Source organism: Bifidobacterium breve DSM 20213 = JCM 1192 (assembly GCF_001025175.1).
GTDB classification, from domain to species: domain Bacteria; phylum Actinomycetota; class Actinomycetes; order Actinomycetales; family Bifidobacteriaceae; genus Bifidobacterium; species Bifidobacterium breve.
This window is the reverse complement of record NZ_AP012324.1, coordinates 1844523-1868831: the sequence shown is the minus strand read 5'-3', so window position 1 is coordinate 1868831 and position 24309 is coordinate 1844523. Positions and strand designations below refer to the sequence as shown.

The window sequence follows — 24309 nt, the reverse complement described above, 5'->3', positions numbered from 1 at the left end:
TTAACGGCGTGAAGCCTTACTCCTTATCCTAACGCGAATGAGCGATTTTGTGACATCGTGTCCGATTGCGGTATGTATTCGTGTGGTTCAGTGTTAGTGTCGCGTGAATGGCGCATTGGTGATGACCAAGTTGCCGTCGCCGTCCACGTATCCCTGCACCTCGATACTGCCTCTGATGGGCATGGGCTGGCCGTTAAAATACGGGCTGGTTTTCGGCGCGGGGGAGAAGCGCAAGGCACCTGAAACCGTCAGGCCGCTGGGGGTGGCCGTTGGGGTGGTCGCGGCTGGTTGTGCCGGCTGCGTGGGAGTCGGGGCGGCTGTTGCTTTTGATGTTGATGCAGCTGGAGTTTGTTCGGCTGCCGGCGATTGTGCCGCATTGGGTGAGGACGTTGCGTTACGTGGCGTATCGTTGGTTGCCGCGTTGCTGACGGACTTCTCGTCAATTGTTATGGCGGGCGCCTCGGCGGTAGGCGTGTCGTCGCCCCAATCCGGCACTCCCTCCGGCTCGGTCAGTAATTCTTCCAATGAAGGCTTGACTTGGTGGGGGGTGCCTCCCGGTGCGGTATTGGGGTCGGCTGCGACCGGCTTGCGCAGACTTGTCGCATCCGCTTTGCCATCCAGTACCAATTGCACGTCCGGTGGCACGTCGGTACCACGCGCGTATTCAGAACCTAGCAGCGACTGCCAGCCCTCGATTGGCAGGTAGCCATCGCGTGCGCCCGAACGGCAGTCTCCGGCGTACGTGCGTGCCAACTCGTCGACCAGCTCGTTGCCTTCATTGCCGGCATGGCCCTTGACCCACTTGAAGTTCACCGGTCCGGGGCGCTGCGATATCTCGCGGTCGATAGCCTTGACGAGCTCGACGTTCTTCACCGGCTTCTTCTGCGAGTTCTTCCAGCCGTTCTTCTTCCAACCCCTGACCCAAGTGGTTGAGCAGTTGATGGCATACTGCGAGTCGGATTCGATGAGCAGCGGCTCTGAACCGGGGTGCGCGCGCAGCGCCTCGAGCACCGCGCACAGTTCGCCGATTTGGTTGGTGCCGTTGGTGGCGCCACCGGCACCATAGCCGTGATCGTCATGCTCATGACCGGCAGTACCGCCTGCGTTCTTGTCGTGATCGGCCCACGCCCAGCCCATCGGTCCGTTCGGATTGCCGAGTGCGGAACCGTCAGTAGATACAACAATCGTCATGCATCCCACCCTATCGCACTGGGTGGGATGCTGGGTGATGGGCGATAGCCGCTACGCGAACAAGTCGTTCAATGCTTCGGCGATGGTCGGATGTGTGAAGATCATGTCGCGTAAGGTGCTGGCCGGGGCACCGAGGTCCATCGCTAGTTTGACGATATTGATCACCTCGTGCGATTCGGCGGAGAGCAGCATAGCACCTAAGATACGGCCGGTGCCGCGCTCCACAATCGCCTTCATCAGACCCTCCGGCTGGCGCATCACCTGCGCTTTCGGCACGGCGGCCACCGGCAGTTTCTTGACCACATAATCGAGCCCGGCGGCTGATGCCTCCCGCTCATTCAGGCCCACGCGTGAATACGGCGTGTGCAGGAAAGTGCTCGACGGTATGTTCTTCCGATCGTTCACCGTATATGGGCGGTCGGAGCCGTTGAGCTGCGAGAACACCACGCGGTAATCGTCCAGCGAGATATACGTATGCTGAGGACCTCCGTTCACGTCGCCCAGAGCCCAGATATCCGGTGCGGTGGTGCGCAGCAACTCGTCCACTTTCACCGCGCCGCGTTCGGTGAGCTCCACGCCGGCTGCTTCGAGATTCAGGCCTTCGATGTTTGGCGTGCGGCCGGTGGCCACCAGAACGGCATCCGCAGTCAGGCAGAATTGAGCCTCGGAAGGGTGGGCGGCTGAAGTCGGTTGGTCTGCTTCGTATGTTTCCTGCAGTGGTGTGGTCGTGGAATTGGCCGAGGCGTTCTTCTCTGGTGTGGCTTTTGTTGAGCCCTTTACCGCGACGGAAAGTCGGACGCCGCCAGCGCTCGCCGGTGCGATTTCTTTGGTCTCTGCATGGAACAGGAATTTGACGCCTTGGGCCTCCAGCTGTTCCCGGATTGCAGTGGCGATATCCGCATCCTCGCGTGGCAGGAACTCGGCGCTATGCTGCAGCACGGTAACCGCCGATCCGAAGTCGGCGAACATCGAGGCGAACTCGAGTCCGATGAAACCTGAGCCGATAATCACCAATCGTTGTGGAATCTCGTCAATATCCATCAGACCAGTGCTGGTGTACACGCCGGGTGTAGTGCAGATGCCGGGAATATCCGGGATGTGCGGCGTGGCGCCGGTGTTGATGAAGATTTTGCCGGCGGTTACGGTTACTGGCCCATCGGCAGTGGCGATTTCCGCGCTGTGCGGTCCGATGAATCGAGCGTGGCCGGTCAGCACGGTGATATTGTCCTGGTCGGCGAGCTTGTGATAATTCTTGTCTCGCAGCATGGAGGTGACGCGGCGCTTTTCTGCGATTGCGTTCTTGAATGCCGTCTCGCGAGTTTCGGTCGTCAGGCTTTCTCCGGTTCGATTCGCCTGTTCGGCAGAAAGAATCAACGACTTGGATGGCAGGCACCCGATATTGATGCAGGTGCCGCCGTACATGTTGGCGCTCGCTTCTGCGACGACGACTTTATGGCCGGTTGCGCTGAGCTTGGTCGCCAATGTCTTGCCTCCTTTGCCGAATCCGATAATCAGGACATCTGTGGTGATGGTGGGGGAGAAAGTGGTGTTGGTGGTCATGGAATGCTTCCTTGTGTGAGGTGTGAACAATTTGCGGGGGGGGGGCGACCGTGTTCGCGGTCAACGGTGTTCCCTTGTGTGTGGCGTAGGCGTGCTGAGTTGTGGCGCACGCCGTGTGATTCGTTGCGATGATGCCGGGGTCTGCGGTGCGTGCGGTGCGCTGGTGCCGGCATGAATTCCTTGTTCGCGGATGTTGCAGCCTGACCATTTGCAGGTGTGTAGCGGGCTGTGATGCTACTGCATTCCTCGGGAATTGCGAAGGGCCGAAACTGATCGGGGCGGTCTAGTTTGCTTGGCTGCTAGCGCCGCTGAAGATCTGTTCGGTGATGTCGTGAATGGTGGTGTGTGCCAACTGCTCGAGGCAGGTGCGGTTCAGCCCATCGTAAATGCCGTCCATCACCGCACCCATGGAGGATGACACTAGGCACTCCTCGTGGATATCTCCCGGTTTCCAGTTCGCGTCCACAAAAGTGGTGCCGGTGGCCTCGGCCACTGTGCTCAGTGTGATGTCGGCGGCGGGTTGAGCCAGCGCGTATCCGCCCTCGGCGCCTTCCTTGGTGGCGGCGAGACCGGCTGCGGCCAGCGGGCGCATCACCTTGCGCACGCGAGCTGCGTTGGTACAGATGTTCTCGGCCAAGATCTGGCTGGGCAGGTGCGTATTGCGGTGATCCAAATAGACCAGCGCGTGCACTGCTAGTGAATAGTCTCCGTTCACGGACTCCTCCTTGCCAAATCAACTGTAACTGTACTGTGTACAGTATCGATACTGTAACTATATCAAATACAGTTACGCTGTCAAATCGGCATGATTGTCGAGCAAGTTATCCACATTTACAGCATTGCGGCGAAGCTGGAACCACATACCCCGATTTGGCTTCCTTCGTGATTTGCGTGCCTATATGGTGGGCTCATGAATGGAGTAAATAGCAATGGTATAAATCGTGCTGCACCTGTAATGATGCCGGTTTCGGCGTATGATTTGCCTCCAGAGGACTGGGAAACGGAGTCCATGATTCCGCCCGCAACCGCCGTGAGTAGCGGATCGGACAGTGCGATGACGCCTTCCATGTCCGAGAGCTTGGACCAGCGTAAACGAGAGACAATCGCGCGCTGCATTGAAGAAGCAAAGCGGTTAAATAAAAAACTGCTTTTCGGTATGACCACGTCCCTTGTCCTTCAATCTGTACCGCTCCCCGTTGACTGTGATCTTGACGAGTCGTTGTTGCATACCGTTTCCAGCGCTAAGAACAAACGGATCAGAGTAAAGAACTCACCTTTGTGCACTCATATTTGGAAACACGTGGCCCGAGCGGGTGTCGTGGAAATCAGCCGAAATGTTTATGCGCTTGATTTATTCCATACATGGGCGCAACTTTCGGCGCATGTATCTCTACGAACGCTGATTGTGCTTGGCGATGCCATCATTACCGCCATGAGTAGGCAGCCGGCGTTGTCTCAAGGCCGTGATGCCGTAACCATTTATCATGATCTGATACGGTTTGTAGAAGAGCTTCCTCGTTTCAAAGGACGAACGATGTGCGTTCGTGCGTTGCCGTTGATTATGCCTGGTGTGGACTCGCCAAAAGAGTCGGAGGAAAGACTGTCGTTGCTGACTCATGGTATTCCTCAGCCGGTGGTGAATTATGTAGTTCCGGACATGACCTTTAGATCTGGGGCTCCTGTAACGTTGGATTTGGCGTGGCCCGAATTCAAGGTCGCAATCGAATATGATGGCGACCATCATCGCACCAATAAAGCGCAGTGGCGTAGGGATCAAGAGAAAAGATCCAAGTTGGTTGCCCGGCAGTGGATTACGTTCGTGGCGACGGCGGCTAATCTTGCGGACGAGGCTGCATGTGCTGAATTCTCATTCAATGTGGCACGTGCTCTTGCTTTGCGAGGTGCAGTATTCGATTTTCAGGTAATTGCTATGTCTATTGAGCAGTTGGCTGAGACTCGGCTCCGTCGGCAGGGTTAAAGTATCTCGGCGTTGCGATGGGCGTTGTGCACTAGCATCGGGAAAGAGGATTGGGTGCGGTGCCAACGGGGGCGATTCTGGTTTGCTTATATGCCTCCTAATTTGAATGTTGTTGCAGAGCTGCGGAGTCTTAGCCATTGAGTCAATGTCGATGGTCGAATCGTTCTCGGAGCGTTGTTGGCTCGTATCTTGGGGTGCTATACGATGCGAGCATTGCTGCGATGATATTCAGCGTGGGGCAACATGTGAATTTGCTCGTTTTTTCCATGTTGTCCCACACGGCATTGGAGGAGATTCCGTCGATTGTCGTGAGAATGGCGGTTTTCCGCGGTTCTTGGAATGACTCCGTTGGGACAACATGAATTTAAAACGATCTATTGCAATGTCGTCCCATATTATGTGGGACAACATCTTCTAAAGGGCCATTTTTTCGTGTTGTCCCACGATAAAGCAGTACAGAGCCGCTTGAGATGCATATTTTCATATGAAAACGCTGACCAATAAGATGAGGGCTTGATTATTGGCGGAAACCAACAATCAAGCCCTCATCTGAGTTTTGCCGGAGCGGCTTGTTGAGTAATCCTTACTCGCCCAGGGCCTTGTCGACTACTTCGGTGGCTTCATCGAGCACCTTGTCCAGCGCCTCGGGGGAGACAAAGGACTCGGCGTACACCTTGTAGATGTTCTCGGTGCCGGAGGGGCGGGCGGCGAACCAGTTGTCCTTGGTGGTGACCTTCAGGCCGCCGATCTTGGCGTGGTTGCCGGGAGCCTCAGTCAGCTTGGCGGTGATGTCCTCGCCGGCCAGGGTGGAGGCGGTCACGTCGTCGCCGGACAGTGCCGCGAACTTGGCCTTCTGCTCGAGCGTGGTCGGAGTGTCGACGCGCTTGTACCAAGATTCGCCGAAGCGCTCAACCTGCTCCTGATGCAGCTGGGCCGGGTTCTTGCCGGTCTTGGCGGTGATTTCAGCGGCCAGCAAGTCGGGAATCAGGCCGTCCTTATCGGTGGTCCACACGCGGCCATTCTTGCGCAGGAAGCTCATGCCGGAGCTCTCCTCGCCACCGAACGCAACCTCGCCGCTGAACAGCGGGTCGACGAACCACTTGAAGCCGACCGGCACCTCCAGCACCTTCGCGTTAATCGACGCGGCCACACGGTCAATCAAGGAAGAGGAAACCAGCGTCTTGCCCACGGCTGCACCCTCGGGCCAGCCTGGACGGTTGCCTCCAAACAGGTACTCCACGCACACGGCGATGTAGTGGTTCGGGTTCATCACGCCCCAGTTCGGGCAGACGATACCGTGACGATCGGCATCGGGATCGGTGCCGCCGACCAGGTCGTACTTGTCCCAAGCGCCACCGTTGAGCTCGTCAACCAAGCCCTTCATGGCATACGGGGAAGAGGGGTCCATACGGATCTTGCCGTCGTGATCGATGGTCATGAAGCGCCAGGTCGGGTCGACCTCAGGGCGCACCACGCCAATGTTCAGGCCGTACTTCTCATTGATGAGCGGCCAGTAGTTCACGGAAGCGCCGCCAAGCGGGTCGATGCCCAGACGTACGCCGGAAGAACGAATCACGTCAAAGTCGATGACGTTCTCCAGGTCGTCCACGTAGTGCTCGCGGAAGTCGAAGCCCTCGACGTACTCGGACTTGATGGCCTCCTCGTACGGCACGCGCTTGACGTTCTTGTAGTCGGCAAGCAGCTCGTTGGCGCGGGCGGCGATGGCGTTGGTGGTTTCGGCCGGAGCCGGGCCGCCGGTGACGGGGTCGTACTTGAAGCCGCCGTCGGTGGGCGGGTTGTGGGACGGCGTGACGACGATGCCGTCAGCTAAGCCTTCGCCCTCAAAACGCTGGGTGCCGTCGGCCGCACGGTTGTGGGTCAGGATGGCCTGAGAGACCACAGGGGTAGGCACGAAGTCGTCGCGAGAATCGATGCGCACGTGCACGCCGTTGGCGACGAGCACTTCGATGGCGGTCTTCTTGGCCGGGCCGGACAGCGCGTGGGTGTCGGATCCGAGGTACAGCGGACCGGTAACGCCGGCTTTCTTGCGGTATTCGGCGATGGCCTGGGAGATGGCAACGATATGGGCCTCGTTGAACGAGGTCTTCAGAGACGATCCACGGTGACCGGAGGTGCCGAAGATGACACGCTGCTCGGGAACGCTGGGGTCGGGGACGAGGTCATAGTACTTGCCGATAACCTCATCGACATTGATCAGATCTGCTGGGGTGGCGGGTTGACCCGCATTGTTTGCTACCATACTTTCATTCTGCCACGTTTTTTGTCGTTTTGGGCATGATTATGTTAAAAGTTGTCAACTTTTGTGCGAATAAGTGCATGAAGGTGGCGCGCGGCTTGCGCAAAGAGCCTGAACATAGGCTTGCGTGCCGTCTCATTGCGGATGTACCGTCCAAGAAAGACACGCCGGATGTTCATCGCTGATTAAAGCCTGTTCTTCCCTACTCTCGTCTTATGTTTCGAGGTATAGGCGGGCTTTGACCATATGTGTGATTTGCCGGATTGTTATCAGCTCGTTATAGTCGCTGTTCAGTCAGTAATTAGCAGGGTTGCTACTCAAATGTTGAGGCAAGACCTGAGATGTTGACGTAGTCATGTGTATTCATGATGGCGTCCATATCTCAGGTCTTTTCTGTTATTTGGCGTGACTGCCGGTTCCTGGAACGCAGATGCTCAGGAACAGGGTGGTTTCTCTGGTAGGTACTGGCTTAACCGTGGAAAAGGAATGGAGTAAGAGATGTCGCATCAAGACGATATCAAGGCAATCGTCACCAGTGTTGGTGGCGCGGCCAACATCAAGTCGCTGACGCACTGCGCCACGCGACTGCGCTTTGAACTCAATGACGCCGGCAAGGTTGACAATGCCGCGCTCGACGCCAACAAGCTTGTGCTGGGCGCCGTGCCGCAGTCCGGCGACCGATACCAGGTCGTTATCGGCGGTCAGGTCGCCTCCGTGTATGAGCAGATCATGCACCTGCCAGAAATGGCTGGTCTCGGCGCCGGCACCGTTGACGACGATGCCGATGAGCCGACTGATGCGGAGGTCAAGGCCGCCGCTCGTTCCAAGGCTCGCGGCAAGGTCGCATGGCTCGATAGCTTCTTCGAATACCTGGCCGACTCCTTCCGTCCGATTCTGGGTGTGTTGCTTGGCGCGTCCATCATCATCGCAATTGTCAACCTGTGCATTTCCCTGGGCCTGATTCCGAACGACACCGCCACCACCGGCCTGGTGTTCGTGCAGGCCATCTGGAAGGGTGTGTTCTACTTCCTGCCGATTATGGTCGCCTACAATGCAGCCAAGAAGCTCAAGGTGGATCCGTGGCTGGGCGGCGCAATCATGGGCATGCTCATGACCCCGCAGTTCGCATCCCTGTCTGACACCAAGACTTGGGGCGACGCCGTCAAGTGCGTGGAGAACACCACGCTGGGCACCTCCTCCTGCACCGCCACGGTGTTCGGTCTGCCGATGCAGCTGTCCGACTACTCCGGCAACGTGTTCGTGCCGCTGCTGATGGTCGCCGTGCTCGCGGTCGTGTACCACGGTCTGAAGAAGATCATTCCGGACAGCGTCCAGATGGTCTTCCTGCCCTTCTTCTCCATGATCATCGTCGGTGCGCTCACCGCTTTCATCATCGGACCTATCGGTGTGTGGGCCGGCAACGGCCTCGGCGCCGGACTCGCCTGGATGAACACTCACGCTCCGTTCATCTTCGCCATCGCAATCCCGCTGCTGTACCCGTTCCTGGTGCCGCTGGGTCTGCACTGGCCGCTGAACGCCCTGATGATCATGAACATCAACACCCTGGGCTACGACTTCATTCAGGGCCCGATGGGCGTGTGGAACTTCGCCTGCTTCGGTGCCACTGCCGGTGTGCTGTTCCTCTCCATCCGCGACAAGGATAAGGACATGCGCCAGACCTCCATCGGTGCTCTTGCCGCCGGCCTGCTCGGTGGCGTTTCCGAGCCGAGCCTTTACGGCATCCACCTGCGTTACAAGCTCATCTACTCCCGTATGCTGGTCGGCTGCGGCGTGGGCGGCGTCGTAATCGCCGTCATGGGCTGGCTCTTCCCGGCCACCGTCGCCTCCGGCGAGACCGTGCACGGCGTGACCACCACTGCATTCGCTTTCACCTCGCTGCTCACCGTGCCGGTGTTCAACCAGATGTGGGTTTACGGCGTCTCCATCGCAGTGTCGTTCTTCACCGCCATGATTATGATTATCATGCTTGACTACCGCACTCCGGAGCAGAAAGCCGAAGCCAAGGCCCGTGCCGCGGCTCAGTCCGCCAAGGCTGTGAACGGTGGTGACGCCACCACCGCTACCGCAACCGCCGCTGTTGCCGTTGCCGATGCCCCGGCTGCCGCTGCGACCGCCACTTCCGCCGTGTTCGCTCCGATTGCGGGCCACGTGGTATCCCTTGACGATGCCGGCGATCCGGTGTTCGCTTCTCGTGCCCTCGGCGAGGGCGTGGGCATCGAGCCGGTTGACGGCACGGTTAAGGCTCCGGTGTCCGGTGTGCTGCAGACCGTTGCTGAGACTGGCCATGCTTTTGGTCTCAAGACCGACGATGGCATTGAAGTGCTGGTACACGTCGGCATTGATACGGTTAAGATGAATGGCAATGGTTTCGTGGTGAATGTGGCCAAGGGTGACCGAGTGAATGCCGGTGACCTGTTGGCGACTGTCGATCTCGACGAAGTCAAGAAGGCTGGATTCAGCACCACTACGCTGGTTACGGTACTGAACACCGCAGCGCTCAAGTCCGTTACTCCGAAGACGGATGTGAACGTCGCGGCCGGTGACGAAGTCATCGCCATCGAACAGTAATCATGGTCGGTTCGCAACCGTAACCCGAAGATCCCGAACGGAAGGGATGTCATGGAAATACTTCGCGTCTTCAATAACAACGTCGTCCTGGCGAAGGATCGGGGGCGCGAAGTCATCCTTACCGGCCGGGGTCTGGGGTTCAAGGCCAAGCCCGGCATGACAGTTGACGATGCCAAAGTGGCTCGTGTGTTCGTGCCGGCTCAAGGCCGTGACCCTGACCATATGGCCCAGTTGCTGGGCGATATTCCTCCTGAAATCATTCGTCTCATTTCCGAGACCATGGATGAGGTTGGCCTGAGTTCAGAGGCTGCACAAAGCTCGACGTTGGTCATGGCGCTCGCGGATCATGTGTGCGGTGCTTTACGCCGCGCCAAGAACGGCATTCCGCCTGTGCCGTATCCGCTGAACTCGGAAATTCGTTCGCTGTATAAGCGTGAATACCAGCAGGGCTGCGCACTGCTCGCCGCGCTGAACCGTAGATTGGACGATGCGCTGGATCCCAGCGAGAGCGTTGCTTTTGCGCTGCATTTTGTGAATGCCGGCTTCTCCACAGGCGACCTTTCTCCTACGTATATGATGACCGGTGTCATCCAACAGTTGCTCGCTGTCATCGAAAGCACCTATAACATCAAGCTGGATGAGCATTCGGTTAATGTCGGCCGTTTCATCACCCATCTTCGGTATTTGTTCGTACGTATTCATCAGCATGAGCAGCTCAGCAGGGAGCCGGATGCAATCGTTTCCTCGATTATGAGCTCCTATGCAAAAGCCTCGAAATGCGCGAGACTTATCGCATCCCTTATTGAGCTGCGCCTCGATACCACGCTGACCGAAGACGAGGTTGCCTACCTGACATTGCATGTGGCACGAGTCACGGATCAAACGAATCAGAATCGTTCCTCGGATATTCCCGACCATCCGCAGCTGGCGCATATGGGCCAGTGAATCAGCGAATCGGCTCGATGGTGCCGGTCGTTTCTGCGAAATCAGCGGTGGCGTTCTGCGCCGCCACCTGAGCGGTTTTCTCCAGTGCGGAAGTATCGGGTACGCGTACGATCAGAGCCCGGTGATCTACTGAGAATCGGATGTGTTTGGTCTCCGGCAGCATATCGCCGTCTACCTGGGCCTTGGCTGGCTTTTCCAATACGATTTCCGCGCTCAGACCTTGCACCTGCTCAATGGTCGAGTTGGTGGACAGTGGGTTCTGCTCAGGCTTGCCGATAATGGTTTGGTGCACTACGTCGCCGAACAGGTTGGCCCAACCCAGGATGCCGCCGGTGGTGTCGATGATTTCAAAATCGAGGATGCCGTCATCATAGGACGCGGCGGGCATGAGCGAGAATACGGGAATCTGCCCGCAATTGCCGGCCATCACCGTGCGAAATGCAAGATTATTGGTGGTGTGTGTGGAGCCGTCGGCGCTGGTGACAGTCAAATTGCCGCGGAATTTCGGGGCGAACAGGTTTTTCACGCCGCCCACGAAGTATGCCAGCCAGCTGATATTCGCCTTCAAGTCCGGATCGGTGTCGTCGATCATGGCGGCGTCGAAGCCGATGCCGGCGATAATCAGGAACGCATGGCCGTGGTCGTCCTCGGGATGATCGAGCAGCGTGAGTCGGCCCATGTCCACCATGCGCGATCCGTGCGATGTGGCCACGGTCAGGGCCGCATCGATATCGTCCACAGGAATGCCCATATTGCGGGCAAAGAGATTGCCGGTGCCAATAGGCACAATGCCCAGTGCGTGGCCGGTGCCGGATACGGCGCTTGCCACCGTGCGTACAGTGCCGTCGCCTCCGACCGCGATCACCACGTCAGCGCCGTCTTCGAGCGCCTCGAGCGCACAGTCACGTCCGTCCTTGTCGAGTTGGGTGTCGTAGAAGCGCACCCGATTCAGACCCTTGGCTTTGCAGAACTCCTGAATGTGGAGCCTGCGTGCGGTGGCCTGTGGCTTGGATGGGTTCACCACGAACGCATACTGCACCTCGTCATCCCTGCGTTTCTCCAATGTCTCGGCCAGTTTGCGGCGACGGTGCGCCCGCAACGCGATGACGATGATGGCAACACATACCGCGACGATAACGATCGCGGCCACAACAAGAAATACAGTGAGCGCAGGCTGGGGCATGATTCCTATTGTTAGCGTGAGACGGCTTCTTTTCGCTGCATTCAGGAAGTACGTGAACAGTTCCTGCACGGAATGCGCCCACTCTAAGCGAGATTATTATTCACCCTGATTCCGTCTGGTGGAATTTGCTACCGTCCGAGTGCGGTTTCATCGGCCGTAAAAGATGTATGAGAGAGCATGCTCTACTCCTTATTATTTCTTTGTTGAGGGTGTCGGCTTGCGGGGCTAGTCTGGTGCTCATGCTTGATATTCAATTCATTCGTGAACACACCGATATCGTCAAGGAATCCCAGCGCAAGCGTGGCGAGTCCGTGGAACTCGTCGACGAAGTGCTTTCCTCCGACACTGTCCGTCGTGAGTCGCTCAAGGCTTTTGAAGAGGCCCGCGCCCAGCAGAAGGAAATCGGCAAGAAGGTCGCCTCTGCCCCGGCTGACGAAAAGGCCAAGCTTATCGCCGAAACCAAGGAACTCTCCCAGAAGGTCGCCGAGTTCAAGTCCAAGGCCGATGCAGCTGCCGAGGAATACACCACCGCCATGTGGAAGCTCTCCAACATTGTGGAGCCGGAAGCTCCTGAGGGCGGCGAGGACGATTACGTGGTCGTCAAGAAGGTCGGCCAGATTCGTGACTTCGCGGCTGAAGGTTTCGAGCCCAAGGATCACCTGACCCTCGGCACCGGCGTGGCTGGCATCGACATGCGCCGCGGTGTCAAGGTGGGCGGCTCCCGCTTCTACTTCCTGCGTGGCCAGGTGGCCCGCATGCAGATTGCCATGCTCACTATGGCCGTTGACCAGGCTGAGGAGCACGGCTTCACGCTGGCCATTACCCCGACGCTCGTGCGCCCCGAAGTCATGCGCGGCACTGGCTTCCTGAACTCCCACGCCGACGAGATCTACCGCCTGCGTGAGCCCGATGACCAGTACCTGGTCGGCACTTCCGAAGTGGCGCTCGCCGGCATGCACGAGAACGAGATTCTCGACCTCGGCAATGGACCGCTGCGTTACTGCGGTTGGTCCTCCTGCTACCGCCGCGAGGCCGGCGCCGCAGGCAAGGACACCTCCGGTATCATCCGCGTCCACCAGTTCGACAAGGTGGAGATGTTCGTCTACGCCAAGCAGGAGGACTCCTACAAGGAGCATGAGCACCTGCTGGCTATGGAACAGGAGATGCTCGCCAAGGTCGAGGTGCCATACCGCATCATCGACACCGCCGCCGGCGATCTCGGCTCCTCCGCCGCCCGCAAGTTCGACTGTGAGGCTTGGGTGCCGACCCAGAACCGTTACCGTGAGCTCACTTCCACCTCGAACTGCACCGAGTACCAGGCTCGTCGTCTGAACATCCGCGAGCGTATGGAAGACGGCGGCACTCGCCCGGTCTCCACGCTCAACGGCACGCTGGCCACCACCCGTTGGCTGGTTGCCATCATGGAGAACCATCAGCAGAAGGATGGCTCCATCGAGATTCCGAAGGCCATGCGTGCCTACATGGGCGGCAAGGAAGTCATCGAGCCGACTAAATGGGAGGCCTGATTTCATCATCAGGCCCGCTGGCAGATTAGCTGCATGTAAGGCTTATGGGGGAGTGCGACTGTGTCCGCTCCCCAAATCCTTCCCTTTTGTATAATCAAATATCGTGCACATGCGCATGTGCATAAGGACAGATGTCTGAGCGGTCTAAAGAGACGGTCTTGAAAACCGTTGAGGGGCAACCCTCCGCGAGTTCGAATCTCGCTCTGTCCGCCTGTGAACGATGAGCCTCGGAGCAATCCGGGGCTTTTTCGTATTTCACGCATGGTCCACTGGTAGACCATAAGTATGTAGCTTTGTAAGGAGTATTAATAAAATGACAAAACGAGCATAATAAGGAATCAAACCGGGTTAATGTCACTATTCCACTGGGGCGCGCAGAAATTGTTAGTTAGGTTGACAATAAAGATTTGAGCGCCTAAACTGATTAACAGTCGTCACAGAGGAGTGATGACGCCATTATCGAAGGAGTAGAGATATGGTATCGCACAACAAGCGCATCGTGGCTGCTCTTGCCGCGGTAGCAGCAATGGGTATTGGTTTGGCCGGTTGCGGCGGCAGCGACACTGCTGGCGACACGAAGTCCGGCAGCGATGGCGGTGTGGTCAACATCACCTATATGCACCGTCTGCCCGATTCCGAAGGCATGACCTTGGTCAACGACATTGTGGCCAAGTGGAACAAGGAGCACCCGAACATTCAGGTCAAGGCCACCAAGTTCGATGGCAATGCCTCCGAAATGATCAAGAAGCTCGAGACCGACGTTAAGGCTGGCAATGCGCCGGATCTGGCTCAGGTCGGTTACGCCGAGGTTCCCGAGGTCTTCACCAAGGGCCTTCTGCAGGATGTCACCGATGAGGCCGCCAAGTACAAGGACGATTTCGCTTCCGGCCCGTTCGCACTGATGCAGGTGGGCGGCAAGACCTACGGTCTGCCGCAGGACACCGGCCCGCTGACTTACTTCTACAACGCCGCTGAATTTGAGAAGCTCGGCATCACCGTGCCGAAGACCGCTGACGAGCTCATCGAGACCGCCAAGAAGACCGCTGCCCAGGGCAAGTACATCATGACCTTCCAGCCTGATGAGGCCATGATGATGATGTCCGGCCAGGCCGGTGCTTCCGGTCCGTGGTACAAGGTCGACGGCAACTCCTGGGTTGTCAACACCCAGACCAAGGGCTCCAAGGCCGTGGCCGATGTCTACCAGCAGCTGATCGACAACAAGGCCGCCCTCACCAACCCGCGTTGGGATGCATCGTTTGATAACTCCATCCAGTCCGGTCAGCTGATCGGCACCGTGGCCGCCGCTTGGGAAGCCCCGCTGTTCATCGATTCCGCCGGTGGCACTGGTGCTGGTGAGTGGAAGGTCACCCAGCTCGGTGACTGGTTCGGCAATGGCACCAAGACCGGCTCCGATGGTGGTTCCGGTGTGGCCGTGCTCAAGGGTTCCAAGCACCCGGCCGAAGCCATGGAGTTCCTTGACTGGTTCAACACCCAGGTTGATGACCTTGTCTCCCAGGGCCTCGTCGTGGCCGCCACCACCGCGGAAGCCAAGACCCCGCAGAAGTGGTCCGACTACTTCAGCGGACAGGATGTCATGGCTGAGTTCAAGGCCGCGAACGACAACATGGGTGACTTCACCTACATGCCTGGCTTCTCCGCAGTCGGCGCTGCAATGAAACAGACCGCCGCCAAGGCTGCCGATGGTTCTGCCAAGGTTTCGGATGTGTTCGACACCGCTCAGAAGACCTCGGTGGATACGCTGAAGAACCTCGGTCTGTCCGTCAAGGAGTGACCTCACTAGGTCTTGTCAACGGGCCGGCTTGAAATAGCCGGCCATCCAAGACCTCCGATGCCTCGCATCATCATAGCGAAAGGCCGGGGCACATACTCCGGCCTTCCGTATTGTTTGGGGGTATTGCTGCAAGGGCGCTGTGGTCCTTGTTATTTGTTTTACTGTTTTTGCAAAGACAGGTTTTGTATTATGACTGCATCCACTACTCAGGCGAAGGGCAAAGCACCTAGGCGTGCCGCCGCCAAGCCGAAGCGGTCCGGCGCTCAGAAGCGCGAGAACCGCACCGGCTGGGCGTTCATGGCACCGTTCGCCGTCCTGTTCGCTTTCGTGTTCATCTTGCCCATCATCTGGGCCATCTATTCCAGCTTCTTCCGTCAGGTCACCGAGGGCGGTGGCGCATACGGCGGTGGCGAGCTGGTCAATAAATTCGTAGGATTCCAGAACTTCCAGTATGTTATTACTTCCGGCAACTTCTGGTCCGGCGTCGGCAGGGTGCTGGTCTACACCCTGATTCAGGTGCCGATCATGATCATCGCCGCACTGGCGTTGGCCATCGTCATCGACTCGTTCGTGGTCAAGCATGTCACCGGTTTCCGTCTGGGCTACTTCCTGCCCTACGCCATCCCCGGCGTCGTGGCCTCGATTATCTGGGTCTACCTGTACAACGGCCAAATCTCGCCGATCGTCAAGGGACTTGCCGCCATCGGCGTCAATGTGGACTTCTTCAACAAGAACATCGTGCTCGGCTCGATGGCCAACATCACCACATGGACCTTCACGGGCTACAACATGCTGATCTTCCTCGCCGCATTGCAGGCCATCCCGCATGACCTCTATGAGGCTGCCCGTATCGACGGCGCCAATGGTTGGCAGATCGCCACGAAGATTAAGCTGCCGAACGTGCGTGGCGCGGCCCTGCTGGCCATGCTGCTTTCCATCGTCGGCACCATTCAGCTGTTCAACGAACCGCAGATCATGTCTACGGCTGATCCGGGTATTTCCAAGTCGTATACACCGATGATGATGGCTATGAGCACTTCTCAGGGCAGCATTACCCCGTCTGGTGACGGTCCGGCTTCGGCCATCGCCATTGTCATGGCTCTGATCGCAGGTGTGCTTGCCGTGCTGTACACCTTGGCCGAAAGGAAGGTGAACGAGTAATGAGCTCCGCAACCGTTGAAGAACGCGCCCGCAAAAAGGCCGAGCGCAAGCTCGAAAAGCAGCGTCAGGCTGCGCAACACGATTTGCCTCGCTCCATGCGACCGTCCGCGGCCGTGAAGACCCTCACCGTGGTGCTGCTGGTACTGGTGTTGATCTACTTCCTGTTCCCGATTTACTGGGCCATCATCGCGTCCACCAAGACGCCGGCCCAGATGACCGGTAGCAACGGCATGTGGTTTGCTGTGCCGCTTGACCAGCTGCCCAATGCCATCGCCACTAACTATTCCAAGCTGCTTGGCTGGACTCGTGGCAACTTCTGGCGCTGGGTGTTGAACTCCCTGATTTATTCGGGCGTCTCGGCATTGATCGGCACCATCGTGTCTGTGATGGCTGGCTACGCCACTGCGAAGTTCAACTTCCGCGGCAAGAACGCGGCTATTGGCGTCATCATGGCTTGCATGCTGATGCCCGCCGCACTGCTGACCATCCCGCAGTACTCGATTTTCCACACCCTGCACCTGACCAACACGATGCTCTCCATCATCATCCCGTGCTGCGTCTCCCCGTTCGGCTTCTTCCTGGGCCGCACGTACGCGCAGAGCTCGGTGCCTGATGAGTTGCTCGAGGCGGCCCGCATTGATGGTGCGAGCGAGGCACGAATCTTCTTCACTATTGTGCTGCGCCTGCTGGCTCCGGCAATGGTGACAATCTTCCTGTTCCTGTTCGTGGCCACGTGGAACAACTTCGTGCTGCCGTTGATGATGGTGTCTTCCGACACCCTGAAGCCGGTGACCTTGGGTCTGTATGGCATGGTCTCGCTGTCTACGTTCACCGATCGTGGTGCCCTGATGATGGGTGCCTTGCTCGGTGTGCTGCCGGTGATTGTGCTCTTCCTCGGCCTCCAGCGCTACTGGCAGTCCGGTTTGGCTGCCGGTGCGGTCAAGGGCTAATTAATCCACCGCCCGGCATAACATGTCACTCCTTCCGATGCCGGGCGACGCCCCTTCTCTATCGGAGTGACATTATTGCAATCGTCCGGCGTCACCGTAGCGTCAAGGATCTACGCAGTCAGGGCCCTAGAATCCGCGATGACGCCGGCCATTTTTTGTTGTGGCATTTCGTCGCCATGCTTTCCCATTCGACCGTTCTATAGAGGAGAACTCATGAGTACTGGCCGCTTCACTTTGCCGAGTGAGGAGAATTTTGCTGAGAAGACCAAGGAGCTTGCCGAATTGTGGGGCGCAGATGCTATCCGCAACTCGGATGGCACGCATCTTGATGAGGATGTGCTCGCTCTTGGCAAGAAGATATACAGTGCGTATTTCCCGACGCGTGCGCATAACGAGTGGATCACTCTGCATATGGACGAGACGCCACAGGTGTACCTGCTGACGGATCGTATCCTGGCGGAGTCGGATGCGGTGGATGTGCCGTTGATGGATGGTTTCTTCGAGGAGCAGCTCAAGCCGAACCGTGACGCGGACTCGCACAGGTATTGGGAGGTCGTGGACCGCACGACGGGCGAAGTCGTGCCGCCCGAACAGTGGACGCTGGACGCGGGCGAGGATACCGTGCACGTGACCGCTGCCGTGCCGATGCACGAGTACACGGTTTCGTTCCTGGCCTACATCATCTGGGATCCGGTCGAGATGTACAACCATCTGACCAACGACTGGGGCGACAAGGAACACGAGATCCCGTTCGACATCTACCATCCCGCCACCCGAAAGTTCGTGTTCGACACGTTCGCGAGGTGGCTGAAGGACAGCCCGCAGACTGATGTGGTGCGTTTCACCACGTTCTTCTACCAGTTCACATTGCTGTTCGACGCCAAGCGTCGCGAAAAGGTGGTCGACTGGTTCGGCTGTGCCTGCACCGTGAGCCCGCGTGCCTTGGACGACTTCGAGAAGGAATATGGATATCGTCTGCGTCCTGAGGACTTTGTGGATGGTGGCGCCTACAACAGCGCATGGCGTGTGCCCAGAAAGGCCCAGCGCGACTGGATCGACTTCCTGTCTGGCTTCGTGCGCAAGAACGTCAAGCAGCTGGCGGACATGTCCCATGCGGCCGGCAAGGAGGCGATGATGTTCCTGGGCGACCAATGGATCGGCACTGAACCCTACAAGGACGGGTTCGACGAGCTGGGCTTGGATGCGGTGGTGGGTTCGATCGGCGACGGCACCACGACCCGCATGATCGCGGACATTCCCGGCGTCAAATACACGGAGGGCCGTTTCCTGCCGTACTTCTTCCCGGACACGTTCTATGAGGGCAACGACCCGAGCATCGAGGGGCTCGACAACTGGCGCAAAGCCCGCCGCGCGATCCTCAGGTCCCCGATCTCCCGCATGGGCTACGGCGGCTACCTGTCCCTGGCCGCGAAGTTCCCGAAGTTCGTGGACACCGTCACGCACATCGCGGACGAGTTCCGCGACATCCACGATCGCACCGACGGGGTGGCCGCCGAGGGCGAATTGAACGTGGCGATCCTGAACTCGTGGGGCAGGATGCGCTCCTGGATGGCGTTCACCGTGGCGCACGCGCTGCCCAACAAGCAGACGTACTCGTATTACGGGATCCTGGAGTCCCTGTCCGGCATGCGCGTCAACGTCAGGTTCGTCAGCTTCGATGACATCCTCGAGCACGGCGTCGACCCGGACGTCGACGTGATCATCAACGGCGGCCCGGTGGACACGGCGTTCACCGGTGGCGACGTGTGGGCGAATCCGAAGCTCGTGGAGACCCTGCGCGCATGGGTGCGTGACGGCGGCGCGCTGGTGGGCGTCGGCGAGCCGAGCTCGCTGCCGCGCTTCCAGGCGGGCCGCTTCTTCCAGCTGGCGGACGTGCTGGGCGTGGACGAGGAGCGCTTCCAGACCCTGTCGGTGGACAAGTACTTCCCGCCCGTCACACCCGAGCATTTCATCACCACGGACGTGCCCGTGGACCCGGCGGCCCGCGGGGCCTGGGAGCGGGCCGGCTACCGTGCGCCCCTGTCGGGCTGCGGCGGCGGCCAGGGCATCGCCCCGTTGGGCGGCATCGACTTCGGCGAAGCCGTGGCGAATACGTATCCGGTCAGCGAGGATGTGACCCTGTTGCGCGCGGACAACGGCCAGGTGCAGCTCGCGGCCAACGAATACGGCAAGGGCCGCGGCGTCTATATCTCCGGCCTGCCGTATTCGGCGGCCAACGCCAGGTTGTTGGAACGTGCCCTGTTCTGGGCCAGCCACAAGGAGGACCGGTACGCGGCGTGGAGCTCCAGCAACCCGGAGTGCGAGGTCGCCCACTTCCCCGGACAGGGCTTGTACTGCGTGGTCAACAACACCGACCAGCCGCAGACGACCACCGTGACCCTGGCCGACGGGTCGAGCGAGACCTTCGACCTCCAGCCCAGCGGCATCGCCTGGCGCAACGACTGACAAAGTTAGTCCACTGAGGGGAGAAATGCGGAAAATAGAGGGCTTTCTCCCCTCAAAGAGGTACATCGGTCCCCATGCAAAATGCTATCTGCTTTCAAAGGGGTGCCAGTTCGTCGAAAATCCAAGTATGGGCGTTGAAATATCAACATCTATACTTGGGTTTTCCGCATCGCGGTACCTCTTTGAAAGCAGATAGCATTCTGCAACGGCCAGAATGTGCATCTTTGAAAACAGATACCCCTGTATGCGCGTTCGTCCACGGTGTTGTGGCTCGTTCTCGGGTGTTGCAAATCATATCAATGTCTATTTATGTATATATACTTAACAAATAAGCAATGCCGCTTATTGCGGCTTTATAGGGAGATTGGACCTCATCATGGCCGCAAACCAGGAAACACTATTTGACATCGCCTCACACTTCGCACTGGAGGGCAATATCGTCAGCGTCGAGCCTTATGGCGACGGACACATCAACACCACTTATCTGGTGGTCACTGATGGCCCCCGTTACATCCTGCAGCGGATGAACACCAGCATTTTCCCCGATACGGTAAATCTGATGCGCAATGTCGAACTAGTTACTTCTGCCCTCAAAGCTCGGGGCAAGGAGACATTGGATATCGTGCCCACCACTTCCGGCGCAACGTGGGAAGAGATCGATGGCGGTGCATGGCGTGTATACAAATTCATCGAGCACACCGTGTCTTACAATCTCGTGCCGAATCCAGATGTATTCCGTGAGGCCGGCAGGGCATTCGGCGACTTCCAAAATTTCCTGTCCGGGTTCGATGCCGGTCAGTTGACCGAGACCATCGCGCACTTCCACGACACCCCTCATCGTTTTGAGGATTTCAAGGCCGCCCTTGCCGCGGACAAGCTCGGCCGTGCCGCAAGCTGCCAGCCGGAGATTGACTTCTATCTGGCCCATGCTGATCAGTACGCCACCGTGATGGATGGATTGAAGGACGGCTCGATTCCGCTGCGTGTGACTCATAACGACACCAAGCTGAACAACATTCTCATGGATGCCACCACCGGAAAGGCGCGTGCGATCATCGACCTCGACACCATCATGCCGGGCTCAATGCTGTTCGATTTCGGTGATTCGATTCGCTTTGGAGCCTCCACTGCTTTGGAAGATGAGAAAGATTTGGACAAAGTGCATTTCAGCACCGAGCTGTTCCGTGCTTACGCCGAAGGTTTTGTGGGGGAGCTGCGCGGCAGCATCACCGAGCGCGAGGCCGAGCTGTTGGCTTTCAGCGGCAACCTGCTCACCATGGAATGCGGCATGCGTTTCCTCGCCGATTATCTGGAGGGCGACGTGTACTTTGCCACGAAGTATCCTGAGCACAATCTGGTACGTACCCGTACCCAGATCAAGCTGGTGCAGGAGATGGAGCAGAAGGTTGATGAGACGCACGCCATCGTTGCGGACATCATGAAATAGAACGTAGTCCCGGCCAATAGTTCACATTTATGAACACGAGCGAACAGAAAACTTGCGCAAAAGTTCGATTTTGGCACAATCTGTGATAAAGTTGGCAGCGAAGGAAACCGAAGGCAACATCCTTCCCAAGGAGGAAACATGACCACTGTTCTGGTTACGGGCGGCGCTGGATTTATTGCTACCCATACCGACATCGAACTGCTCAACAAGGGCTATGACGTTATTTCCGTGGACAACTACGGCAATTCGTCTCCGGTGGCACTTGAGCGTGTCGAGCAAATCACCGGCAAGCCGGTCAAGCGCTACGACGGCGACGTGCGTGACGAGGCTCTGATGGAGCGCGTCTTCACTGAAAACAACATCGACTGGGTCATTCACTTCGCCGGTCTCAAGGCCGTGGGTGAGTCCGTAGCCAAGCCGATCGAATACTACGACAACAACCTGTACTCCACGCTCGTGCTCCTCAAGGTGATGAAGAAGCACAACGTCAAGAAGATCATCTTCTCCTCCTCCGCCACCGTGTACGGCAGCCCGAAGGAGCTGCCAATCACCGAGGAAACGCCGACTGGCGGCACCACCAACCCGTACGGCACTTCCAAGCTGTTCCAAGAGCAGATCCTGCGCGACGTTCACGTGGCCGATCCGTCCTGGACCATCGTGCTGCTGCGTTACTTCAACCCGGTTGGCGCTCACGAGTCCGGCCTGCTTGGCGAAGATCCGAAGGGTATTCCGGCAAACCTCACCCCGTACGTGGCCAAGGTCGCGGTTGGCGAGCTGAAGGCCGTTCAGGTCTACGGCGACGATTACGACACCCCTGACGGCACCGGCGTGCGCGACTACATCCACGTGGTCGACCTGGCCAAGGGCCACGTGGCCGTTATCGACCACATCGACAAGGAAGGCGTGTTCGTCTACAACCTGGGTACCGGCCACGGCTACTCCGTGCTCGAGGTCATCAAGGCCTACGAGAAGGCTGCCGGCCACCCGATTCCGTACGTGATCAAGCCTCGTCGCCCCGGTGACATTGCTGCATGCTATGCCGATGCCTCCAAGGCCGCAAAGGAGCTGGACTGGAAGGCCGAGTTGACCATCGACGATATGGCCGCTTCCTCCCTCAACTGGCAGACCAAGAACCCCAACGGTTTCCGCGACGCCGAGTGATTTTTAGCTCCCGCTGGCGGGAGCTGTCGAACGAAGTGAGACTGAGGGTGGTTTGTGCCGCATGACGTTGACCACCCTCAGTCGGCTACGCCGACAGCTCCCGCCAACGGGAGCTCTCTTATATCTCATACAATCCGCCGATCGGCGGCCCAGCGCGTGAGCTCGGTGCGATTCGAAAGCTGAAGTTTTCGTAGCACCGAGCTCACGTGCGTTTCGACCGTCTTAATCGAAATGAACAGTTCCACGGCAACTTCCTTATATGTGTATCCGCGGGCAATCAATCGCATGACTTCTTGTTCGCGGGCGGAAAGTCTGTCCAGTTCCTCGTCATGCACAGGCGCGGCACCATCGGCTCCGGCGGCCGGCACACCTTGGAATGCAGAAAGCACGAATCCGGCCAGCTTCGGCGAAAACACGGCATAGCCCTCATGCACCTGCTTGATGGAGGAAATCAAATCGGCTCCGGTAATCGTCTTGGTCACATACCCCTGGGCGCCGGCGCGAATCACCGAACCCACATCCTGAGGCGCATCCGAAACCGACAGCGCAAGAAACACAGTAGCGGGGGAGTAGGCGCGTGACTTGGTAAGGATCTCGGCACCGCCGCCACCTTCGCCGCCCGGCACGTGCACGTCCAGCAATACCACTTGTGGTTTGGTCTGGGCAATCATCGCCACCGAGCCGGGCACGTCCGCCGCCTGGCCGACGATATCAAAAGAGTCTCGCAGTGTGGCAATCACGCCGGCGCGAAACATTTCGTGGTCATCCACTACCGCCACGCGAATGCGGTCTGCTGCAGCTTCACTCATCGATGCTCTCCTTGTGTCGATTTCAATGCAATCGGCATATGCATTCTCACTTCGGTGCCCCAGCCGGCTCTGGATACGATTTCCACTGTACCGCCGCGGCGTTTGATACGCCCGATAATCGACTCACGGATGCCTAATCGGTCTGGCGGTATTGTATCGATATCAAATCCTTCGCCGTGGTCGCGCACGAACACTTCGACCGTCGTATCTGTAGCTTCGCAGTAGAGGGAGATCGGCTCGCTGCCATGTGTGACGGCATTGACCAGCGCCTGACGCGTGGCGTCCAACAGCGCATCGGTCTGGGCGCTTGGATGGGCATCGCCCACAGTGACCACCTCAATCGGTTTGCCATGTTCGTCCTCAACCTCGGCGGCGATCTGCTTCAGCCCGGCGCTGACGGAACGATCCGATGTGGAACGTTCCTGATACAGCCATTCGCGCAGCTCGCGTTCTTGCCCGCGCGCCAGGGTGAACACAGTGGCGGGGTCTTCGGAATGCAGTTGGATGAGCGCCAGCGTCTGCAACACGCCATCATGCAGATGGGCGGTCATGTCCGCGCGCTCTTCCTCGCGCTCCTTCAACGCCTGCTCGCGGGAAAGCCTTTGTAGCATGGCATTCGCCCATGGCATCACCGCCAGTACAATGCACGCAATCATAATGAATCCACTGAGCATGATGCGACGTGGCGAGGTGCCCCACCCGACGTAGGTCACGTTCGACACATATATGGCCCATCCCATGAAAATGAGTGCGATGCCACCCAGCATGGAGAGCAGCTGTGTGCCGTTCGGGCTTAGATTCATCCAGGCCAAGGCTATGCCGGCCAGTCCAAGCAGCAGCGGAATGATGAGTTGGCTATCAGCGCCGGTGCCGACCAGCAGCAGGCCGATGGTCAGCAACACGAACCCGGCCAACGCCACTAACGCAGGTTTCGGGGCGCGCTGGATGGCTTCGGATAATGACTCAGCCGAGACGGCCGTGTCTTCAACGCCGGCCTGTGCGGGCTGGTTGCCCCGCGCGAGCGGAGCTTGCTCCACTGGTATATGTTCCGCACTTGCCACAGCCTGAGGATCGCCGGCCGGCATGAAAATCCATAGGAACACATAGGCGATAATGCCGGCACCATACAAGCAGGTCAGTGCAATGAATGCCAGCCGAACCCACATCACAGAAATGCCGAGATGTAGTGCGATGCCTTTGCAGACGCCGGTGAGCCAGCGGCCTCGTTTGGGTCGCGTCAACGGCATACGCGCGGGCAGCAGCGGTTCGGGAATTGATGTCATATCTCTATTGT

17 protein-coding genes and 1 tRNA gene are annotated in these 24309 nt (G+C 58.3%); 11 read left to right on the top strand and 7 right to left on the bottom strand.

Annotated features, from left to right (window positions below; translation table 11 throughout):
• Nucleotides 1-93: 93 nt before the first annotated feature.
• From BBBR_RS08140 to BBBR_RS08130, 3 genes are all read right to left on the bottom strand, one after another.
• Entirely contained in the window at nucleotides 94-1137 is a 1044-nt protein-coding gene (locus BBBR_RS08140) for a ribonuclease H family protein (protein WP_003829927.1), read from the bottom strand.
• Nucleotides 1138-1242: 105 nt separating this feature from the next.
• The gene (locus tag BBBR_RS08135; protein ID WP_003829929.1) at nucleotides 1243-2751 is read right to left on the bottom strand and encodes an FAD-dependent oxidoreductase; all 1509 of its coding nucleotides are present in this window, start codon (nucleotides 2749-2751) and stop codon (nucleotides 1243-1245) included.
• Between the two features lie 283 nt (nucleotides 2752-3034).
• Nucleotides 3035-3466, bottom strand: a complete 432-nt coding sequence (locus BBBR_RS08130) for an RrF2 family transcriptional regulator (RefSeq protein ID WP_014484242.1) — start codon at nucleotides 3464-3466, stop codon at nucleotides 3035-3037.
• A 195-nt stretch (nucleotides 3467-3661) separates the two neighbouring features.
• Here BBBR_RS08130 and BBBR_RS08125 point away from each other — a divergent pair, with 195 nt between their 5' ends.
• Nucleotides 3662-4729 (top strand): hypothetical protein, encoded by a 1068-nt coding sequence (locus BBBR_RS08125; protein WP_032738305.1) that lies wholly within the window; start codon nucleotides 3662-3664, stop codon nucleotides 4727-4729.
• Between the two features lie 583 nt (nucleotides 4730-5312).
• Here the strand turns inward: BBBR_RS08125 and pgm are convergent.
• A complete protein-coding gene (gene pgm / locus BBBR_RS08120; protein WP_003829934.1) occupies nucleotides 5313-6989 on the bottom strand; it encodes a phosphoglucomutase (alpha-D-glucose-1,6-bisphosphate-dependent) in 1677 nt (558 codons plus the stop codon).
• A 495-nt stretch (nucleotides 6990-7484) separates the two neighbouring features.
• Here pgm and BBBR_RS08115 point away from each other — a divergent pair, with 495 nt between their 5' ends.
• Nucleotides 7485-9575, top strand: a complete 2091-nt coding sequence (locus BBBR_RS08115) for a glucose PTS transporter subunit IIA (protein WP_003829937.1) — start codon at nucleotides 7485-7487, stop codon at nucleotides 9573-9575.
• 51 nt (nucleotides 9576-9626) lie between these two features.
• Entirely contained in the window at nucleotides 9627-10520 is an 894-nt protein-coding gene (locus tag BBBR_RS08110; protein ID WP_003829939.1) for a PRD domain-containing protein, read from the top strand.
• A 1-nt stretch (nucleotide 10521) separates the two neighbouring features.
• Here BBBR_RS08110 and BBBR_RS08105 read toward each other — a convergent pair whose 3' ends face one another.
• Entirely contained in the window at nucleotides 10522-11703 is a 1182-nt protein-coding gene (locus BBBR_RS08105) for a diacylglycerol/lipid kinase family protein (protein WP_032738306.1), read from the bottom strand.
• A gap of 239 nt (nucleotides 11704-11942) precedes the next feature.
• Between BBBR_RS08105 and serS the strand changes: the two genes are divergently transcribed.
• The 8 genes from serS (at nucleotide 11943) to galE (ending at nucleotide 22206) form a co-directional block, all read left to right on the top strand.
• A complete protein-coding gene (serS, locus tag BBBR_RS08100) occupies nucleotides 11943-13229 on the top strand; it encodes a serine--tRNA ligase (RefSeq protein WP_014484237.1) in 1287 nt (428 codons plus the stop codon).
• A 125-nt stretch (nucleotides 13230-13354) separates the two neighbouring features.
• Nucleotides 13355-13439, top strand: a tRNA-Ser gene (locus tag BBBR_RS08095).
• A gap of 265 nt (nucleotides 13440-13704) precedes the next feature.
• Nucleotides 13705-15021 (top strand): ABC transporter substrate-binding protein, encoded by a 1317-nt coding sequence (locus BBBR_RS08090; RefSeq protein WP_003829945.1) that lies wholly within the window; start codon nucleotides 13705-13707, stop codon nucleotides 15019-15021.
• A gap of 189 nt (nucleotides 15022-15210) precedes the next feature.
• A complete protein-coding gene (locus BBBR_RS08085) occupies nucleotides 15211-16182 on the top strand; it encodes a carbohydrate ABC transporter permease (RefSeq protein ID WP_003829947.1) in 972 nt (323 codons plus the stop codon).
• Nucleotides 16182-17132: a carbohydrate ABC transporter permease gene (locus BBBR_RS08080; RefSeq protein WP_003829949.1), complete on the top strand. Its 951-nt coding sequence runs from the start codon at nucleotides 16182-16184 to the stop codon at nucleotides 17130-17132. Before BBBR_RS08085 ends, BBBR_RS08080 begins: the two co-directional genes overlap by 1 nt.
• A gap of 213 nt (nucleotides 17133-17345) precedes the next feature.
• Nucleotides 17346-19598 (top strand): 1,3-beta-galactosyl-N-acetylhexosamine phosphorylase, encoded by a 2253-nt coding sequence (gene gnpA / locus BBBR_RS08075; RefSeq protein ID WP_003829950.1) that lies wholly within the window; start codon nucleotides 17346-17348, stop codon nucleotides 19596-19598.
• A gap of 376 nt (nucleotides 19599-19974) precedes the next feature.
• A complete protein-coding gene (gene nahK, locus BBBR_RS08070; protein ID WP_003829953.1) occupies nucleotides 19975-21045 on the top strand; it encodes an N-acetylhexosamine 1-kinase in 1071 nt (356 codons plus the stop codon).
• A gap of 138 nt (nucleotides 21046-21183) precedes the next feature.
• Entirely contained in the window at nucleotides 21184-22206 is a 1023-nt protein-coding gene (gene galE, locus BBBR_RS08065) for a UDP-glucose 4-epimerase GalE (RefSeq protein ID WP_003829954.1), read from the top strand.
• Between the two features lie 125 nt (nucleotides 22207-22331).
• Here galE and BBBR_RS08060 read toward each other — a convergent pair whose 3' ends face one another.
• A complete protein-coding gene (locus BBBR_RS08060) occupies nucleotides 22332-23015 on the bottom strand; it encodes a LuxR C-terminal-related transcriptional regulator (RefSeq protein WP_003829955.1) in 684 nt (227 codons plus the stop codon).
• Nucleotides 23012-24298 (bottom strand): ATP-binding protein, encoded by a 1287-nt coding sequence (locus BBBR_RS08055; RefSeq protein WP_025332434.1) that lies wholly within the window; start codon nucleotides 24296-24298, stop codon nucleotides 23012-23014. The genes BBBR_RS08060 and BBBR_RS08055 overlap by 4 nt, the downstream gene beginning before the upstream one ends.
• Nucleotides 24299-24309 lie beyond the last annotated feature (11 nt).

What these genes read in the sequence shown, in the direction of transcription:
- BBBR_RS08140 (WP_003829927.1), bottom strand. Translation starts at nt 1,137, where the DNA reads ATGGGCTGGGCGTGGGCCGATCACGACAAGAACGCAGGCGGTACTGCC.
- BBBR_RS08135 (WP_003829929.1), bottom strand. Translation starts at nt 2,751, where the DNA reads ATGACCACCAACACCACTTTCTCCCCCACCATCACCACAGATGTCCTG.
- BBBR_RS08125 (WP_032738305.1), top strand. Translation starts at nt 3,662, where the DNA reads ATGAATGGAGTAAATAGCAATGGTATAAATCGTGCTGCACCTGTAATG.
- pgm (WP_003829934.1), bottom strand. Translation starts at nt 6,989, where the DNA reads ATGGTAGCAAACAATGCGGGTCAACCCGCCACCCCAGCAGATCTGATC.
- BBBR_RS08115 (WP_003829937.1), top strand. Translation starts at nt 7,485, where the DNA reads ATGTCGCATCAAGACGATATCAAGGCAATCGTCACCAGTGTTGGTGGC.
- BBBR_RS08110 (WP_003829939.1), top strand. Translation starts at nt 9,627, where the DNA reads ATGGAAATACTTCGCGTCTTCAATAACAACGTCGTCCTGGCGAAGGAT.
- BBBR_RS08105 (WP_032738306.1), bottom strand. Translation starts at nt 11,703, where the DNA reads ATGCCCCAGCCTGCGCTCACTGTATTTCTTGTTGTGGCCGCGATCGTT.
- serS (WP_014484237.1), top strand. Translation starts at nt 11,943, where the DNA reads ATGCTTGATATTCAATTCATTCGTGAACACACCGATATCGTCAAGGAA.
- BBBR_RS08090 (WP_003829945.1), top strand. Translation starts at nt 13,705, where the DNA reads ATGGTATCGCACAACAAGCGCATCGTGGCTGCTCTTGCCGCGGTAGCA.
- BBBR_RS08085 (WP_003829947.1), top strand. Translation starts at nt 15,211, where the DNA reads ATGACTGCATCCACTACTCAGGCGAAGGGCAAAGCACCTAGGCGTGCC.
- BBBR_RS08080 (WP_003829949.1), top strand. Translation starts at nt 16,182, where the DNA reads ATGAGCTCCGCAACCGTTGAAGAACGCGCCCGCAAAAAGGCCGAGCGC.
- gnpA (WP_003829950.1), top strand. Translation starts at nt 17,346, where the DNA reads ATGAGTACTGGCCGCTTCACTTTGCCGAGTGAGGAGAATTTTGCTGAG.
- nahK (WP_003829953.1), top strand. Translation starts at nt 19,975, where the DNA reads ATGGCCGCAAACCAGGAAACACTATTTGACATCGCCTCACACTTCGCA.
- galE (WP_003829954.1), top strand. Translation starts at nt 21,184, where the DNA reads ATGACCACTGTTCTGGTTACGGGCGGCGCTGGATTTATTGCTACCCAT.
- BBBR_RS08060 (WP_003829955.1), bottom strand. Translation starts at nt 23,015, where the DNA reads ATGAGTGAAGCTGCAGCAGACCGCATTCGCGTGGCGGTAGTGGATGAC.
- BBBR_RS08055 (WP_025332434.1), bottom strand. Translation starts at nt 24,298, where the DNA reads ATGACATCAATTCCCGAACCGCTGCTGCCCGCGCGTATGCCGTTGACG.